We start from the raw sequence: 16,159 nt of genomic DNA on the forward strand, positions 1-16,159 counted from the left end.
ACCGTGCGCCGGGCTGGGGTCGCGGACATTGACGGAGCTGGCCGGACACCCAACCGGAGACGCCCGACACTGCCGCAAAGCACCGCTAGCGGCCATTGAACGCCGGACGCCTTTTCTGGCGAAAAGCCCGAATCCCCTCACGAAAATCCTCGGTGTTCATGAGCATTCTCTGCCCGGTGGTTTCACAATCTAGCGCGGCATCAAATCGCTCCAGCGTGAACTCGTTGATGGCACGTTTGGTCTCGGCAATGGCCAATGGCGGCCCCGCGGCCAACTTGGCTGCCACCGCCTCGACGACCTCGGTGAACTTCGCCTCCTCGACGGCCATCCCGATCAAACCCCATTGCTCGGCCACTGTGGCCGAGACACGCTCAGCCATCAGCGCCATCCGCAACGCCCGCGCCCGCCCGATAGCGGCGGGTATCACCGCGGTAGCGCCGCCGTCTGGCATCAGTCCGATGTTGGTGAATGCGAGCAAGAAGTAAGCAGACTCCTGAGCGACAACCACATCGCAGGCAAGAGCGAGGGATGCACCTACCCCGGCCGCCAGCCCGTTGACCGCCGCCACGACAGGTTTGTCCGATGTTCGGATCGCCTGAACCGCCCGATTTGCGGCGGCTAGCGTGCCCCCGTCGGCGCCACTCTGGTCCCGGGTCGCAACATCGGCTCCCGAGCAAAAGGCGCGACCGTTGCCGGTGAGGACGACAACGCGAACCTGCGGGTCGTTGCCGGCTTCTTCGACCGCGGCCGTCAACGCGCTGAGCGTTGCTGCGTCCACAGAGTTCAAGGTGGCCGGACGGTTCAGGACTAGGCGCAGCTGTGCGCCCTGTCGCTGGCGCAGCAAAGTGTCCTCACTTACCACCGACGCAACCTCCTCGATTAGTCCGACGACGCGGGCAGCCAGGAAACAACCAAGTCCGAATCATACCTGCCGAACGTTCGATTAGTAGCCTACTGGATCCTTGCCCCGCACTCGTCGGCATCGGCCACACGATCCCGCCGCCCGAACAGTCCGCCGCATCCTCGACTCCGAATGATTACCGAGCGACAGGGAATACGGGGTTCATGACTCACTGCTTGGTCACCGGTGCCACCGGGTACATCGGCGCGCGACTGGTGCCGCAATTGCTGGAAAAGGGTCACGCGGTGCGTGCGCTGGCACGCAACCCGGACAAACTCGCGCACGTGCCGTGGCGCTCTCGGGCAGAGGTCGCCGAAGGAGACCTCGCGGATCTCGATTCGCTGATCGCGGCGTTCGAGGACATCGACGTCGTCTACTACCTGGTGCACTCGATGGGCGGGTCCAAAGATTTCGCCGCCGCCGAGGCCCAGTCCGTGCGCAATGTAGTGACGGCCGCTCGGCGCGCCGGGATCCGCCGGGTGGTTTATCTGGGTGGCCTGCATCCCCCCAACGGCCGGCTCTCGCCCCATCTGGAATCTCGCAAGGCGGTGGGCAAGCAACTGATCGATTCCGGCATCGAAACGGTGGTGCTGCAGGCCGGTGTGGTGATCGGGTCCGGATCGGCGTCGTTTGAGATGATCCGTCACCTCACCGACCGGCTGCCGGTGATGACGACGCCGAAGTGGGTGCACAACCGAATCCAGCCGATCGCGGTCAGCGACGCGCTGTACTACCTGGCCGCGGCCGCGACCGCGCCGGTGCCGGAATCCCGGACCTGGGACATCGGCGGCCCCGATGTGTTGGAGTACGGCGACATGATGCGGATCTACGCCCAAGTCGCCGGATTGCACCGACGCCGCCTGATCGTGTTGCCCTTCCTGACGCCGACCATCGCCAGCCTATGGGTCGGCACGGTCACCCCCATCCCGCCCAAGCTGGCGCGGCCGCTTATCGAATCACTGGAATGCGATGCGGTAATGCGCAATTCGGACATCGACGACATTGTCGACCCGCCGCTGGGCGGGCTGACCGGCTACCGACGTGCCGTCGAGCTCGCGTTGGCTCGCGCGTCGCGCGGTGAGGCCGGAGCGGACTGGGACTCGCCGCCCCCCGAAGCATTGCCCAGCGATCCGCAGTGGGCCGGCGAGATCGTCTACACCGATGTCCGGACGGCCACGACCGCCGCCGCGCCCGACGACGTGTGGCGCGCAGCCGAGCATGCCGTCACCGACTGTGGTTGGCAGGTGGTGCAGCGGGAACCTGGCCGGCTGCTGCGGCTGCGTGGTACCGAGCGCTCCCCGGGTTGCATGTGGCTGGAACTGGCGGTGCTGCCAAAGGTCGGCGGCGGAACGACCTACACCCAGCGGGCGACCTTCCTGCCCAGCGGCATGCCGGGCCGGATGTACTGGTTCGCGGCGTGGCCGGCACGCGTTGCGGCATTACGAGCGCTGACGCACCAAGTCGTCAGAGCCCGAATAACGGAGGCAGTGCAAGCACCATGATCAGGCCCCAGAAGAAGTGGGTCAGCATCGGCGCCAACACCCCACCGGTGGCTCGGCGTTCCAGTGCGCACACCATGCCCAAGATGATCGCCGCAAAGCCCAGCATCGGGTTTCCGCTGGCCATCGTCGCTACCACGTACAGCAGCGTGGAGATCACCACGGGGAACCGCCGGCCCAGCGCGGTGAAAAGTGCACCGCGGAAGAACATCTCTTCAGCCACTCCGGTGATCACCGTCATCAGCACTACGAGCAGGAACGAACCCTGATGGCTCAGTACCAGGACCCGGGTTATCAGGTTGGCCACCGGCGGTATCTCGCGGGCGAGCAGTCCGCCCAGCAAGAAGGCGCCGCCAAGCAACAGCCCGATGCTGGTCCCGGTGATGACCGGACGCTGGTTGCGTCCACGCCAGCAGATGCCGCCCAGGTGCAGCGGTCCGGATATCCATGAACCCCCGGCCCACACCGCCGCCAGCAACAACGTCAACCAGTAGAAGCTTGTCTGGCCGGGTGAAGTGCGCAACGTGAAGCCCAGCGTGACCGCGCCGAGCACCAGCGTGATGGCGACGATGATGCGCCGCCGCAGTACAAGTGCGGGCGGTTCATGATGGGGCACAGCGACATTGGTGATCGCGCGGCGAAACTCTTGTACCGCGCTGACACGGTGCGGGCTGGCGGTATCAGTCATGCAAAGCGGACCTTCGGGGTCAGGGCGAGCAGAATGTCCAAGCTGGTGCGCAGCGCACCGGCCACCGGGCCGGGAACGATGTTAACCAGACGCAGCGTAGGCCGCACGATCGGCGGTGTCACCGTCCCGGCCCAGCGACGGATGCGCAGCGCGTCGCCGCCCGCCCACGCGGGGTCGGTGTCGGCGAGATGGTGCGGGTCGGACAGCGCGTTGACGGGACGAGGCGGTTCGTTGGTGTGACCGGACAGCGCCAGCGCGATCGCCTCGTCGGGTCCAAGCCGGCCACCGGGCGGGTCGGGGACCAGTTCGGTCAAACCGCTACCCGAGGCGCGCATCGGGTGATCCAGCGACTCCACCAGGTCACTGGCCAGACCGCTCGGCACGGGCAGTGCCAGGGCGGTGAACAGCGAGGCGACCGACGTGTCGATGTGCGGCACCCGCCAGGCAGCGTGCCAGCGTCCCGAGATGCGGGCGTATTTCTTGAGCAGCTCGCGATAGGACGTGGTCTCCGGGCCGCTGATGTCGTAGGCCCCGGCCGGCACCTGGTCCGCGTCGGCCGCCGCAATCAGGTAGTGCAACACATCGCGGATCGAGATCGGGTCCAAGTCGTTGTGCATCCAGCCCGGCATTGGCATCACCGGGAAACGGTCGCCGACGTAGCGCAGCATCTCGAAGGACGTCGACCCCGCACCGATGATCAGTGCCGCGCCCAGCCACACCAGGTCCGGCCCGCCCTGCACGCTAAGCGCCTGGGCAACCTCGGCGCGACTGGTCAGGTGCTCGGACAGGGCGTCGTCGTCGGGCACGAAGCCGCCCAGGTAAACGATCCGCGACACCCCGGCCTTGCGGGCGGCGCCAGCGACGTTGGCGGCAGAAGCGTTGTCGGTGTCGCGGAAGCCGTCCTGGCCGATCCCGTGGATCAGGTAGTACACCACGTCGATCGGGCCGAAAGCTTCAGTACTTGCGGCCAGCGCTGCGTGAGCCTGCTTCCGGTCCGACGCATCCAGTTGCACCGGCACTACCTCGTGGGACCAACCGAAATGCTTGAGCCGAGCCGGGTTTCGGGTAGCCGCCAACACCTCATGGCCCTCGGCCAACAGCGCGGTGATCAGCCGCGAGCCCACATATCCGGTGGCACCTGTCACCAGAATCCGCATTCTTTTCAACCTATCCGTCGACGATTCGGCCTATGCCCGCATCCCCGACTTAGTACCCCGCCAGTTAGTACCCCGCCAGCAGCCGACCAAATCGGGCCCGGTGACGCCGGTTTGAACCCATCCGGCCTCGGCAGCGTGACAAAGCCATGACTACACACCCTGGCGGAGACCCGTCACACTCTGGCGGAGATCCGTCCGTGGCCGCGGTCTCCGTGAAATTTCCGCGACACCGCTACAGCCAAGAGGAGGCCGTTGCCGCACTCACCCAATTCGCCGGCCCGCAGTTTCGTCGGTTCGCTGCAAGCACCGGCGTCCGATCTCGGCACACCGCGCTGGCGCTGGAACGCTATTCGCAATTGTCTGGGTTCACCGAGGCCAACGACGCGTTCGTCGAGGTCGCTCTCGATCTGGCCGAGCAGGCGCTGCTGGAGGCGTTGGAAAAGTGCGGACTCGATCCGTCGGATGTTGATGTCGTGTTCTCCACCACGGTGACCGGTCTGGCAGTGCCGACTCTCGAGGCGCGCCTGGCCGGCCGGGTGGGGTTGCGTCAGGACGTCAAACGGGTCCCGCTATTCGGCTTGGGGTGTGTCGCGGGCGCGGCTGGGATCGCGCGGATGCACGACTACCTGTGTGCTTTTCCCAACCAGGTCGGGGTCTTGCTGGCTGTCGAGTTATGTTCGCTGACCATTCAGCGCGAAGATAGCTCGGTGGCCAATCTGGTGGCATCCAGCCTGTTCGGGGACGGCGCGGCTGCCGTCATCGGCATCGGCGCGGCGCGGGCGGCGTCGGGACCGAAAGTGCTGGCCACCCGCAGTCGGCTCTACCCCGACACCGAGGACGTGATGGGCTGGAACATCGGTAGCGATGGCTTCCGGATCGTCCTGTCGGCCGATGTCGCCACCGTGGCCGAGAAGTACCTCGGGGAAGATGTCCGCAATTTCCTGGCGGATCACCGATTGACGCCCGACGACGTGTCCACCTGGGTGTGCCACCCGGGTGGGCCGCGGGTGATCGAGGCTGTCGAAAGCACGCTCGGGCTGTCCCCCCACGCGCTGGACTGCACCCGGAAGTCCCTGCACGACAACGGTAATCTGTCTTCCGTTTCGGTATTGGACGTGCTCGCGGCCAATATCGTCGCACCCCCACCGCCCGGTTCGATCGGCCTGATGGTCGCGATGGGTCCGGCGTTCTGCTCGGAGTTGGTGCTTTTAGAGTGGTGACACGATGTATTACTACCTGCTGATCTTGGCGGTCGCGCTAGAGCGACTGGCCGAACTGGTGGTGTCCAAGCGCAACGCCACATGGTCTTTCGCACAGGGCGCCAAGGAGTTTGGCCAGCGCCACTATCTGGTGATGGTGGCCCTGCACACCGCCCTGCTAGTCGGCTGCCTGGTCGAGCCGTGGGCGTTGCACCGGCCTTTCATCGGGTGGCTCGGCTGGCCGATGGCGGTCGTTGTGGCGCTGTGTCAGGGTCTGCGCTGGTGGTGCATCAATTCGTTGGGCAAGCGGTGGAACACCCGCGTCATCGTGCTGCCGCACGCGCAATTGGTCAAACGTGGCCCCTACCGGTTCATGCACCACCCGAACTATGTTGCGGTGGTCGTCGAAGGCGTCGCCCTGCCACTGGTGCACACGGCGTGGATCACTGCGCTGGTGTTCACCGTGGCTAATGCCGCCCTGCTGACAGTGCGGCTGCGGGTGGAGAACTCGGTGCTGGGCTACTCGTGACGCACCACGACACCTTCGACACCGACCTGCTGGTGGTCGGTGGCGGGCCCGGCGGCCTGGCGACCGCGTTACACGCACGTGCCCAAGGGCTTTCAGTAATTGTGGCCGAGCCCCGACAGGATCCGATCGACAAGGCCTGCGGTGAGGGCCTGATGCCGGGCGGGCTGGCCGAACTCAACACACTGGGCGTCGACCCCGCGGGCAGGCCTTTTCGGGGCATCGCCTACATCAGCGAGCACCACCGCGCCGAGGCGTTGTTTCGCACCGGGCCGGGACGCGGGGTACGGCGCACCACCCTGCACGCGACACTGTCAGCCCGCGCCAAAGAGCTAGGCGCCGAGTGGATCCGGGCCAAGGTGAGCACTGTCGAACAGGACACGCACGGAGTGCGCGCGGCTGGGGTGCGGGCGCGGTGGTTGGTGGGAGCCGACGGTCTGCATTCCACGGTGCGGCGGGCCGCCGGAATCAAGGCCACCGCGGGTAATCCTCGGCGCCACGGCCTGCGCTGGCATTACCGGATACCGGCGTGGTCGGAGTTTGTTGAGGTGCACTGGTCGCGGTGGGGTGAGGCGTACGTGACGCCCGTGGAACCCGATCTGGTCGGGGTGGCCATCCTGTCTGCGCACCGGCCCGAATTCGATTGGTTCCCAACGCTCTCACGCCACCTTCGCGGTGCCGAGCGCGGACCGGCTCGCGGTTGCGGTCCGTTGCGGCAAGTGGTGTCGCGCAGGGTCGCCGGTCGGGTGCTGCTGGTCGGCGACGCCGCCGGCTACGAAGACGCGCTGACCGGCGAGGGTGTCAGCCTGGCCGTCAAGCAGGCCGGGGCGGCGGTGCTCGCTATCGCCGACGACAACCCGCAGTCCTACGAGCGCGCGTGGCACCGCGTCACCCGCGACTACCGGCTGCTCACCCGCGGCCTGGTGTTGGCCAGCACACCGCGACCGGCCCGCCGCGCGCTGGTGCCCGCGTGCGCGCTGCTGCCCGCGCTGTTCGGTTGGACCGTCAACGTTTTGGCTTCGTAACGCGTTTCAGCGGGCCTTCCAGACCGGCTCACGTTTCTCGGCGAATGCCAGCGGGCCCTCCCGGGCGTCCTCGGTGCGGATCAGCGTCTTCATCTCCCGCACCGTGCGGTCCCAGCCCGGCTCGTCACCGGTGACGACGCCATCGTCCACGCCGTAGGCGATGCGCTTGCTGGCCTGCACCGACAGCGGAGCGTTGCAGGTCACCCGGTCGGCCAGCTCCAGTGCGGCATCCAGCACCGGGCCCTTGACCACCTCGTTGATCAGTCCCCAGCGGTGCGCGTCAGCCGCCGATAGCGGTTCACCGGTCATCAACAGTTGCATCGCCACCTTGCGCGGCAACTGCTCCATGATCCGGAACACACCACCGGCCGCGGCAATCAAACCGCGCTTGACCTCCGGCAGCCCGAACTGGGCGCGTTCATCGGCGACCACCAGGTCGCTGGCCAACGCCAGTTCGGTACCACCGCCCAGCGCGGTGCCGTTGACCGCGGCGATGGTGGGCTTGTCGATGAAGTGGTGCACGTACCCGGCGAAGCCGTACTCAGGATGATCCGGGTGATACAGGTTCTCCCTACGGGCGATGGCCTTGAGATCCGCACCGGCGCAGAACGACTTGTCGCCTGCGCCGGTGATCACCACCGCCCGTACCTCGGGATCGTGCTGCGCCTCCTCGAGCGCATCGCCGACGGCAATGCTGACCGCACCGTTGATCGCGTTACGCGCCTCGGGCCGGTTGATCGTGATGATCATCACATTGCCGCGGCGCTCGGTCAGCGCACCCGGAGCGGTGCCGGAGAGCTGCGTCACAGAAGCTCGAGGATCGTCGCGTTGGCCTGCCCACCACCTTCACACATCGTCTGCAGACCGTAGCGAATTCCGTTGTCCCGCATGTGATATAGCAGCGTAGTCATGATCCGGGCGCCGGAGCCGCCGAGCGGGTGACCCAGCGCGATCGCGCCGCCGTTGGGGTTGAGCTTGTTCTTGTCGGCACCGATGTCCTTGAGCCAAGCCAGCGGAACCGGCGCGAAAGCCTCGTTCACCTCGTAGGCGCCGATGTCGCCGATGGACAACCCGGAGCGCTTGAGCGCTTTCTGGGTGGCCGGGATGGGAGCGGTCAGCATGATCACCGGGTCGGCGCCGGCCAGAGTTGCGGTGTGCACCCTGGCGATTGGCTTCATACCCAGCTCCTTGGCCTTCTCAGCGGACATGAATAGCAGGGCCGCCGAGCCGTCGGAAATCTGCGAGGAGTTACCGGCGTGGATCACGCCGTCCTCCTTGAAAGCCGGCTTCAGCGAAGCCATTTTCTCCATCGGGGTGCCGCGGCGAATGCCCTCGTCCTTGAGAACGACGTTGCCGTCTTGATCCTTGATGCCCACGATCTGGTCATCGAAAGCACCGGAATCTTGTGCGGCAGCAGCCTTTTCGTGCGAGTCCAGGGAGAATTGGTCGAGGTCGGTGCGAGAGAAGCCCCACTGCTCGGCAATCATCTCGGCTCCGATGCCCTGGTTGGGGATCTGGCCCTTGTAGCGGGAGAGGAAACCTTCCGGGAAGGGCCGTCCGCCGTTGGCTAGTGACGCGCCCATCGGCGTACGCGACATCGACTCGACTCCACCGGCAACGACGACGTCATAGTGACCGGCCACCACGCCGGCCGCGGCGAAATGCACCGACTGCTGGCTCGATCCACACTGACGGTCAACGGTCACGCCGGGCACCGTCTCAGGCCAGCCCGCAGTCAGCAGCGCAGTGCGGCCGATGTCGAGGGCCTGCTCGCCGGCTTGCATCACACAGCCCCAGATGACGTCTTCGACCAGCTCGGGGTCGAGGCCGGCTCTGTTGACCAAACCATTGAGGACCTGCGCGGACAGCTCGGCCGGGTGGACACCCGACAACCCCCCGTTGCGCTTGCCGATCGGGGAACGAACTGCCTCGACGATGACTGCTTCAGCCATGGATATGTCTCCTTTGACACGTGTGATTTCCCCCCGATTGTCGTCTAACCGCTACGACGGCACAGTGCCGGGGTGCCCAGCCGCAGCTTGCGTCGCGGTCTCGGCGTCTATGAGATGCCTGGGATCGAGCGTGCCCCAACCGAAAGACACCCGTACCCCAAGGCACAGGTGGCCGTCGGGCAGCGAATCAGACGGCGGGGTATCCCACCGACTTGATCTCGGTGTACTGGTCGAAGCCAGCGACACCGTTCTGCCGGCCGACGCCGCTCTCCTTGTAGCCGCCGAACGGAGTGTCGGCGCCATAGGGGGCGCCGCCGTTGACGCCGATGAAGCCGGCCTTGATTCGGCGGGCCACCGCCAGCGAATGCTCCAGTGAGCCTGACATGACGTTGCCGGCCAGGCCGTACACGCTGTCGTTGGCGATCCGGATCGCGTCTTCCTCGTCATCGAACGGGATGACCGATAGCACCGGCCCGAAGATCTCTTCCTGGGCGATGGTCATCTTGTTGTCGACATCGGTAAACAGCGTTGGGCGGATGAAGTATCCCTTGTCGAAGCCGGTCTCGGCACCGGGTCCGCCGACCAGCGCGGTGGCACCCTCCTCGACGCCCTTCTTGATGTATTCCGTCACCCGGTCGAACTGGCGCTTGGAAATCACTGGGCCGCAAAGGGTTCCAGGATCCTGCGGGTCGCCGCAGGTGACGTTCTCGTAGATGCTCTTCAGGATCGCCACGCCTTCCTCGTATCGCGATCGCGGCAGCAGCATTCGGGTGGGATTGGCGCAGCCCTGTCCGGCGTGCATGCAGGGGGCGATGCCGATCGCGCAGGCCAGCCCGAAGTCGGCGTCCTCCAGGACGATGGTGGCCGACTTGCCGCCCAGCTCGAGGAACAGCCGCTTCATGGTGGCCGCGCCCTTCTCCATGATCCGCTTACCCACCACCGTCGACCCGGTGAACGAGATCAGGTCGACCTTGGGCGAGAGCGTAAGTTCCTCGCCCACAAAGTGATCCGATGCGGTGACGACATTGACCACGCCGGCCGGAATATCGGTCTTCTCGGCGATCAGCCGACCCAGCCGGGTCGCGTTGAACGGGGTGTTGGGCGCCGGTTTGAGGACGACGGTGTTGCCGCTCCCCAGTGCCTGGCCGAGTTTGTTGATGGTCACTTCGAACGGAAAGTTCCACGGCACGATGGCGCCGACCACACCTACCGGCTCCCGCCAGACTTTGATCGTGGTGTTCGCTCCGGTCAAACTGATCACCCGGTCGCCGAGGTCGGTCTCCCAGGCGTATTCATCGATCAGCCGGGCCGGGTATTTGAGTCCGTCGGCCAGCGGTGCGTCCAGCTGCGGACCGAAGGTGATGGCGCGCGGCGAGCCGACTTCGAGAATGAGCTCCTCGCGCAGCTCTTCCTTCTCCTCTTCGATCGCGTCGTGCAGCTGCAGCAGGCAGCGCTTACGCAGCTCCTTGTTGGTCGACCAGTCGGTCTCGTCGAAGGCCCGCCGGGCGGCGTCGATGGCCCGGTGCATGTCCTCCTTGGACGCATCGGCGACCTCACCGAGGGACTCCTCGGTGGCCGGGTTGATGTTGGTGAAGGTACCGGCCTGACCGTCGACGAGCTTGCCGTCGATCATCATCTTCGGCTCGAAACGGACCTTTACAGTTTCAGACATACCTGTCACTCTCTTCTGACTCGTACAAGGGGCTATGGAGAGCCTTACTGGAAACTAGCCGATTGGCAAGCCTGGCGCCGTTGCGGGGTGCGCTACTGGGGGTCAAACAACACCGGAACCGAGGTCGGCGACCGGAAAACCTGCCCCCTGATGTGTGGGTCGTCGCCGTCGGGGTCCAACCGCAGGTTCGGCAGCCGGTCCAGCAGCAGATTGATCGCGGTCCGCATCTCCAACCGGGCCAGGTGCATACCCAGGCAAACGTGCACGCCGTGCCCCCAGCCCAGGTGCGCCCTGGCCTGCCGGTGGATATCGAACCTGTCCGGATCGGGATAGCGATCCTCTTGGCGGTTGGCGGCGCCCAGCATCGGCATCACCGTGGCGCCGGCGGGAATCGCCACTCCGCCGAGTTCGGTGTCCCGGGTGGCCACCCGGGTAATGGTCAGCAATGGCGATTCCCAGCGCACGCCCTCTTCGATGGCCTGCGGCAGCAACGACCGATCCGCGCGGATCGCTGCCAACTGCTCCGGATCGGAGAGCAACGCCAGCAATAGGCTGCCCAGGGAGCGGTATGTCGTCTCCACTCCGGCGGGCAACAGCAGCCGCAGGAACGAAAAGATCTCCTCGTCGGCGAGCTTCTCGCCGTCGATCTCCGCCGCACCCAGGGCGCTGATCAGATCGTCTTTCGGCTCGGCGCGGCGCGCCTCGAGGATGGGCGCGAAGTATTCACACAGCGCCGCCGCGGCAGCAAGGCCGCGCTCCGGATTCATCAGCCAGCTCAGCAGGGAAATCGACCAGCGCTGGAACTGCGGATAATCCTGCTCCGGCAGGCCCAGCAAACCGGCGATGATCTGGCTCGGATAGTCGAAGGTGAACTCTTTCACCAGATCGGCCCTTCCGTTGGGCGCGAACTTGTCGATCAGGCTGTTCGCCACCCGGGCGACCAACTCGTCCTGCCAGCGCGCCAACGACTTCTGCGAGAACGCCTTCGACACCAGCGACCGCAGCCGGCCGTGTATCGGCTCGTCCATCCCCAACATGACGCCTTCACCCAGGACAGGCCCGAACGCCGCAATGACGGCCGCCGAGGAGAATGTCTCGTGGTCGCGCAGCATCTGCTGGATGTCCTCGTGTCGGTAGACGATGAACATCGGCAGCGATTCCTCGTGCGGCAGCGCCCCCGAGGTTTCCAAGCGTTGCACCGGTTCCTCGCGGCGCAATCGCGCCAACTCGGTGTAGGGGTCGCGGACGTCGCCGGAGATCGCGTCGTCGAAGGCGCCAAAATCTTCCAGATCGTCGAAAAGCTGTTCCACTGCTGCTCCTCTAATGCTTCCTCGATGTCAGCGCGGCCAACCGCTGCAACACGGGCTGGGGGATGACGCGTGCGGCTAACACCATCGCTTTCTGGGCCGTTGTCAGCGGCCAGGCTCCGTCCCGCATCGCCCCTTGCCGGGGTATGCCCAGCACGACCCGAGACACCTGGTGCATCCCCGGAGAAGGCAGGACCCTGTTGGCCGCCAGCAGCATTGAGGCGTCTACACCCACGCCGCGACGCCGAAACGGCTTGGTGTCGGCGAGGGCCTTGACTAGGCCGTCGGCGAATCTCTCGGGCGGCCTGGCGAATCGGACCGCGAACCGCCCGCGGGTGTTCATGGTGGTGTGCAACCGCGCGTAGGCACCAGTGAAGTCGCGCGCGTCGATAGTGCCAGCGTCGGTGATGATCTCGGTGTCGTAGGTGCCGGCGACCAGGACGGTGACGCCGAGGCCGAACGGTGCGATTTCCACGGCCATCGCCTCACCCCAACGTTCCAGGGCGCCCTTGGCTGCCGAGTAGGGCGCGGTGCCCGGCTGTCCGCGGACACCGGCGGCACTGGACACCAGCACGATGCGCCCCTGCCCCGCCGCTCGCATTGCCGGCAACAGCGCTTGGGTGAGTGCTACCGGACCCAGGACGCTGGTAGTAAACATTTTCTGCCACAACGCCATATCGCTCTCCTCCACCACCCCGGCAGCGGAGATCCCGGCGTTGTGGACCAGGGCGTAGGGTGCGTCCACGGCCTCTCCGATGGTTTTGGCCGCCGCGGCGATCGACGCGGGATCGGCGAGATCGAGCTGGACACCGATCATCCTGCCGTCGTCCTCGGCGGCCCCGGTCGCCTGTCGCAGCAGCGGCAGTCCGCGCTCGGGTGTTCGCATGGCGGCTATGACCCGCCATCCCTCCCGATACAGTCGCACGGCTGAGGCGAAACCCAGCCCGCGCGACGCACCGGTGATGACGACGGTGCGGGGCTCAGCCATTCTTACCCGGTGAAGGCGAGATCGCAGCGGCACAAGCGCCTTGACCCGCCGGTGGCGGTTCGACGTGCGGCCGACCATTGGGCTGCCCGCTCATCCAAGTCGACCAGATACCCACCGAATAGGGGCCCTGTGCACCCTCCCTCTCGTAAAAGCCCTGCGGATCATAGACTTTCGCCTCAGGATAGGGCCACGGGCAGGCCACCGAGGTCGCCGCGCCGCTGGCCTTGATCACGGCAAACCATGCGCCGTAGGCGAAGTAGGACACATTGATGATGGCGAACATCACCAGGAATGTGCCAAGCACGGGGCGGCTCGGGAAGATCTTGGCTTTGGCGGCCAGCTTCTCGGCAACGGATTTACCGGTGTCATCGCGGTAGCAGAGTATCGCTGCGGGCACCATCACGAACGTCACCGAGAACGATTCCCAGATCAGTGGGAACTGGAATGTGGTGCCGGTGAACAACGAACCCCATGGGATCACCTGCGAGTAGATGTACATGCCGGTGTGCACCAACTGGATCTCCAGCCAGGCGTCGAAGATGAACCCGATTACACAGGTGATCGCGCCGAGGCAGATCAGCGGATGCCGCGAGACGAAGGCTTCCGGCCCGTTCCGGGCCTGCAGCTTGCGCAGTATCCAAACCGCCGGGAAGTAGGGACCGAAATAGAAAGTGACGTAACCGAATACGACGAACGGCTCTACTGTCGGCGACAGCGACACCAGCGGCCACGACTCTGGCCAGTGCAGCAGGTCGGGGTTGTACACCGCGAACGGCGCCCAGTTCATGATCGGGTCCTGCCAGACGATCAGCGTGGTGCACAGGAACATCAGCATCGCCGGGCTGCCCGGGTTGCGCCGCCAGCCCCTGACGAAGACGATCACCAGCACGATCAGCATGATCACGGTGGAGATCTGCAGGAACGCGATGTAGTCCAACCCGAAGATAAACCGGACCGGACGGGGCCGGCCTTCCACATTCGGGTTTGCCACCCGCGGGTCCAACGCGGTACGCGCGTTGACGATGAAGAAAAGCGCGAACGCCGCCACGGCGGCGCCGGCGATCCAGCCGCCCCAGCCGCGCTTCCCGGTTCGCTTGGGGACCTCGGACTTGTCGTCCGCGACGAGTGATTGGTCTGTGCTCATCTGCGCCTCATTCTCCGAAGCGGTCGACTAGGTGCGAGTTGACACCGTCGGCATCGAGGGTCCGCGCCACCAGATAACCTGCGCCCATCCAGGCGCGGCGCGTCCATTTGCCGAAGGACACCCGCGTACCGGGCGCGCCCGAGGCGGCGGGCAGCATCTTGACCCGCTCCAGCGCTTCCTTGACGCCGCGCGGGCTGAGCGGATGGGCGTCGGTAAACGCCCGCACCAGGGTGGCAGCGACGTCGCGGTTCACCACGGTCACGCAGAACTCGGGGCGACTGCCGTGGTACTTCTTCGCGTAAGCATCAAGGAAGTCCTGCCCGATCTTGTTCGCCTCGTCGTATTGGTCGACACCGATCCAGCCCATGAACGCGTTCCACATGATGGGGTTGACCCACGCGTTCTGCCACGCGGTAGTGGTGAAGCGGGGTGGGTCCCAGTTGACGGCCTCCAATGCGGGATTGATGAACACGATCCCGAAGCCGAAGCCCAGGTGCACGATCGCTTCGGCCTTGGCATCGTGCAGGGTTCGCACGGCTTCGTTGATGTCCTGGGCGGTCTGCGCGACCGTGACTTCCGCGACGATTCGAATACCCTTGCGCCGGCAGGCGCTTCGCAGGTTCTTCAGGTAGCTCTCACCGATCAGGCTCTGCTCGACCAGGACGCCGATCTCGGTGAGTTCACGCTTGGCGATGAGGTCGGCCAGGAAGATCGGCTCATCGGTCATCGATCCCTGTGGAAATGCGAAAGTCCACTCGCCCAGCCAGTCGTCGGTGCCGGTCACGCTGATGGCCGGAACTTTAAATCGTTCCTCGATCGCCTCCCGCAACGGCACGCAATTGTCGGTGATGTTCGGACCGAAGACCACCAGGCAGCCTTCGTCGACCAGTTCGCCGTACGCATCGATCACTGCCTTGACCGAACCTTTGGGCAGGCCTTCTACCTCGCGATAGATCATTTGCACGGGACGGTCCATCAGACCTTGGGCGAGCGCCTCTTCGAAGATGAGGTCGAACGTCTGGGTGAACGAGGCAAACAGCTCCTCGGGGAAACCCGGCGGAAGCCTGAAGTCCATCAGGTAGCCGACTTTGATCGGCTCTGCCTGGCTTTCGTAGGACATCGACCTCCCCAATCTGCCGACCCACGCGACAAACCTAATATTTGTTCAGAGACTAGCGCCGCCGCTATGCAGCGTCAATTGCGCGCTTCGTCCGGGTCGCCGAGATAAACGTCGATCATTTCGGCCAACGCCCGGCCCACCGCGACGTCGTCGGTGAGCGGCCCGGCGATCGCGGCCAGCGCCGCCTCCGGCCTGGTCAGCCCCTCAACGATCAGTCGACCCGCCGCGATCAGCACGCGGGTCGAGGCAACCTCGCGCAAGCCGCCGGTTTCCAGGCGCCGAATGGCCTGTCCGAAGCGCACCAGCTCGGCAGCGGTATCGTCGTCCACTCTGGCCTCATGAGCAACAATTCGCTCCTCGACATCTGGTGCAGGGAAATCGAATTCGATGGCAACCATGCGCTGCCGGGTGGAATCCTTGAGGTCCTTCAGAACACTCTGGTAGCCGGGGTTGTAGGACACCACCAGACCGAACCCGGGCGCTGCGTCCAGAGTCACACCGAGGCGTTCGATCGGGAGCTGGCGCCGGTAGTCCGCGAGCGGGTGCAACACCACCGTCGTGTCCTGGCGCGCTTCCACCACCTCGTCCAGGTAGCAGATTGCACCCTCGCGCACCGCATGCGTCAGCGGCCCGTCCACCCACACCGTTTCGTCGCCGCGCAATAGGTATCGACCGACCAGGTCGGCGGTGGTGAGGTCGTCGTGGCACGCGACCGTAATCAGCGGCCTGCCCAGGTCGTGGGCCATGGCCTCGACAAATCTCGTTTTGCCGCAACCCGTCGGGCCCTTGAGGACTAATGCCAGCCCCTGGCGGTAAGCCGCTTTGAACACCGCCTCTTCCCGGCCGATCGGCTGGTAATAAGGACGCGCCCGCTCAACCTCGGATAGAGCACCATTGCGGTAGGCGAGCCCGGACTCGTCGGCCATTGACTTCCTTTCGTCCAATTCGGCAGCCTAGCCGGAACAGATGTTTGTTTCAAGT

The 16,159-nt window shown here is 65.4% G+C and carries 15 protein-coding genes; 4 read left to right on the forward strand and 11 right to left on the reverse strand.

Going from position 1 to position 16,159, the window contains the following annotated elements; all coding sequences use genetic code 11:
* Nucleotides 1-85: 85 nt before the first annotated feature.
* A complete protein-coding gene (locus H0P51_RS21930; protein WP_180914961.1) occupies nucleotides 86-862 on the reverse strand; it encodes an enoyl-CoA hydratase in 777 nt (258 codons plus the stop codon).
* 203 nt (nucleotides 863-1,065) lie between these two features.
* On the opposite strand from H0P51_RS21930, the gene H0P51_RS21935 reads away from it, so the two are divergent.
* On the forward strand, nucleotides 1,066-2,403 hold the full coding sequence (locus H0P51_RS21935; RefSeq protein WP_180914962.1) for an NAD(P)H-binding protein: 1,338 nt from the start codon (nucleotides 1,066-1,068) through the stop codon (nucleotides 2,401-2,403).
* On the opposite strand, the gene H0P51_RS21940 is transcribed toward H0P51_RS21935, so the two are convergent.
* Nucleotides 2,366-3,088, reverse strand: coding sequence for a CPBP family intramembrane glutamic endopeptidase (locus H0P51_RS21940; protein ID WP_180914963.1), 723 nt, complete (start codon nucleotides 3,086-3,088; stop codon nucleotides 2,366-2,368). The genes H0P51_RS21935 and H0P51_RS21940 overlap by 38 nt on opposite strands.
* Nucleotides 3,085-4,245 carry an SDR family NAD(P)-dependent oxidoreductase gene (locus H0P51_RS21945; protein ID WP_180914964.1) on the reverse strand — a complete coding sequence of 387 codons (1,161 nt, stop codon included), beginning with the start codon at nucleotides 4,243-4,245 and terminating at the stop codon, nucleotides 3,085-3,087. The genes H0P51_RS21940 and H0P51_RS21945 overlap by 4 nt, the downstream gene beginning before the upstream one ends.
* 146 nt (nucleotides 4,246-4,391) lie before the next feature.
* Between H0P51_RS21945 and H0P51_RS21950 the strand changes: the two genes are divergently transcribed.
* Genes H0P51_RS21950 through H0P51_RS21960 form a run of 3 tightly spaced genes read left to right on the forward strand, consistent with a single transcriptional unit; the run spans nucleotide 4,392 to nucleotide 6,995 of the window.
* Complete coding sequence (locus H0P51_RS21950; protein WP_180914965.1) at nucleotides 4,392-5,465, forward strand: type III polyketide synthase; 1,074 nt, start codon at nucleotides 4,392-4,394, stop codon at nucleotides 5,463-5,465.
* A gap of 4 nt (nucleotides 5,466-5,469) precedes the next feature.
* Nucleotides 5,470-5,973: an isoprenylcysteine carboxyl methyltransferase family protein gene (locus H0P51_RS21955; protein ID WP_180914966.1), complete on the forward strand. Its 504-nt coding sequence runs from the start codon at nucleotides 5,470-5,472 to the stop codon at nucleotides 5,971-5,973.
* Entirely contained in the window at nucleotides 5,970-6,995 is a 1,026-nt protein-coding gene (locus tag H0P51_RS21960) for an NAD(P)/FAD-dependent oxidoreductase (RefSeq protein WP_180914967.1), read from the forward strand. The genes H0P51_RS21955 and H0P51_RS21960 overlap by 4 nt, the downstream gene beginning before the upstream one ends.
* A gap of 6 nt (nucleotides 6,996-7,001) precedes the next feature.
* Here the strand turns inward: H0P51_RS21960 and H0P51_RS21965 are convergent, their stop codons facing one another.
* The 8 genes from H0P51_RS21965 to H0P51_RS22000 all read right to left on the reverse strand — a co-directional run bounded on the left by H0P51_RS21965 (nucleotide 7,002) and on the right by H0P51_RS22000 (nucleotide 16,104).
* A complete protein-coding gene (locus H0P51_RS21965) occupies nucleotides 7,002-7,745 on the reverse strand; it encodes an enoyl-CoA hydratase-related protein (RefSeq protein WP_246398899.1) in 744 nt (247 codons plus the stop codon).
* Nucleotides 7,746-7,798: 53 nt separating this feature from the next.
* The gene (locus tag H0P51_RS21970) at nucleotides 7,799-8,947 is read right to left on the reverse strand and encodes a thiolase family protein (RefSeq protein WP_180914969.1); all 1,149 of its coding nucleotides are present in this window, start codon (nucleotides 8,945-8,947) and stop codon (nucleotides 7,799-7,801) included.
* 187 nt (nucleotides 8,948-9,134) lie between these two features.
* Nucleotides 9,135-10,619, reverse strand: a complete 1,485-nt coding sequence (locus H0P51_RS21975) for an aldehyde dehydrogenase family protein (RefSeq protein ID WP_180914970.1) — start codon at nucleotides 10,617-10,619, stop codon at nucleotides 9,135-9,137.
* A 92-nt stretch (nucleotides 10,620-10,711) separates the two neighbouring features.
* On the reverse strand, nucleotides 10,712-11,929 hold the full coding sequence (locus H0P51_RS21980; protein WP_180914971.1) for a cytochrome P450: 1,218 nt from the start codon (nucleotides 11,927-11,929) through the stop codon (nucleotides 10,712-10,714).
* A gap of 10 nt (nucleotides 11,930-11,939) precedes the next feature.
* A complete protein-coding gene (locus tag H0P51_RS21985) occupies nucleotides 11,940-12,914 on the reverse strand; it encodes an SDR family NAD(P)-dependent oxidoreductase (RefSeq protein ID WP_180914972.1) in 975 nt (324 codons plus the stop codon).
* Nucleotides 12,907-14,058 (reverse strand): spirocyclase AveC family protein, encoded by a 1,152-nt coding sequence (locus H0P51_RS21990; protein ID WP_180914973.1) that lies wholly within the window; start codon nucleotides 14,056-14,058, stop codon nucleotides 12,907-12,909. Before H0P51_RS21990 ends, H0P51_RS21985 begins: the two co-directional genes overlap by 8 nt.
* 7 nt (nucleotides 14,059-14,065) lie before the next feature.
* Entirely contained in the window at nucleotides 14,066-15,178 is a 1,113-nt protein-coding gene (locus tag H0P51_RS21995) for an ABC transporter substrate-binding protein (protein ID WP_180914974.1), read from the reverse strand.
* 74 nt (nucleotides 15,179-15,252) lie between these two features.
* Complete coding sequence (locus H0P51_RS22000; RefSeq protein WP_180914975.1) at nucleotides 15,253-16,104, reverse strand: CbbQ/NirQ/NorQ/GpvN family protein; 852 nt, start codon at nucleotides 16,102-16,104, stop codon at nucleotides 15,253-15,255.
* Nucleotides 16,105-16,159: the final 55 nt, after the last annotated feature.

The organism is Mycobacterium vicinigordonae (assembly GCF_013466425.1).
Classification (GTDB): Bacteria; Actinomycetota; Actinomycetes; order Mycobacteriales; family Mycobacteriaceae; genus Mycobacterium; species Mycobacterium vicinigordonae.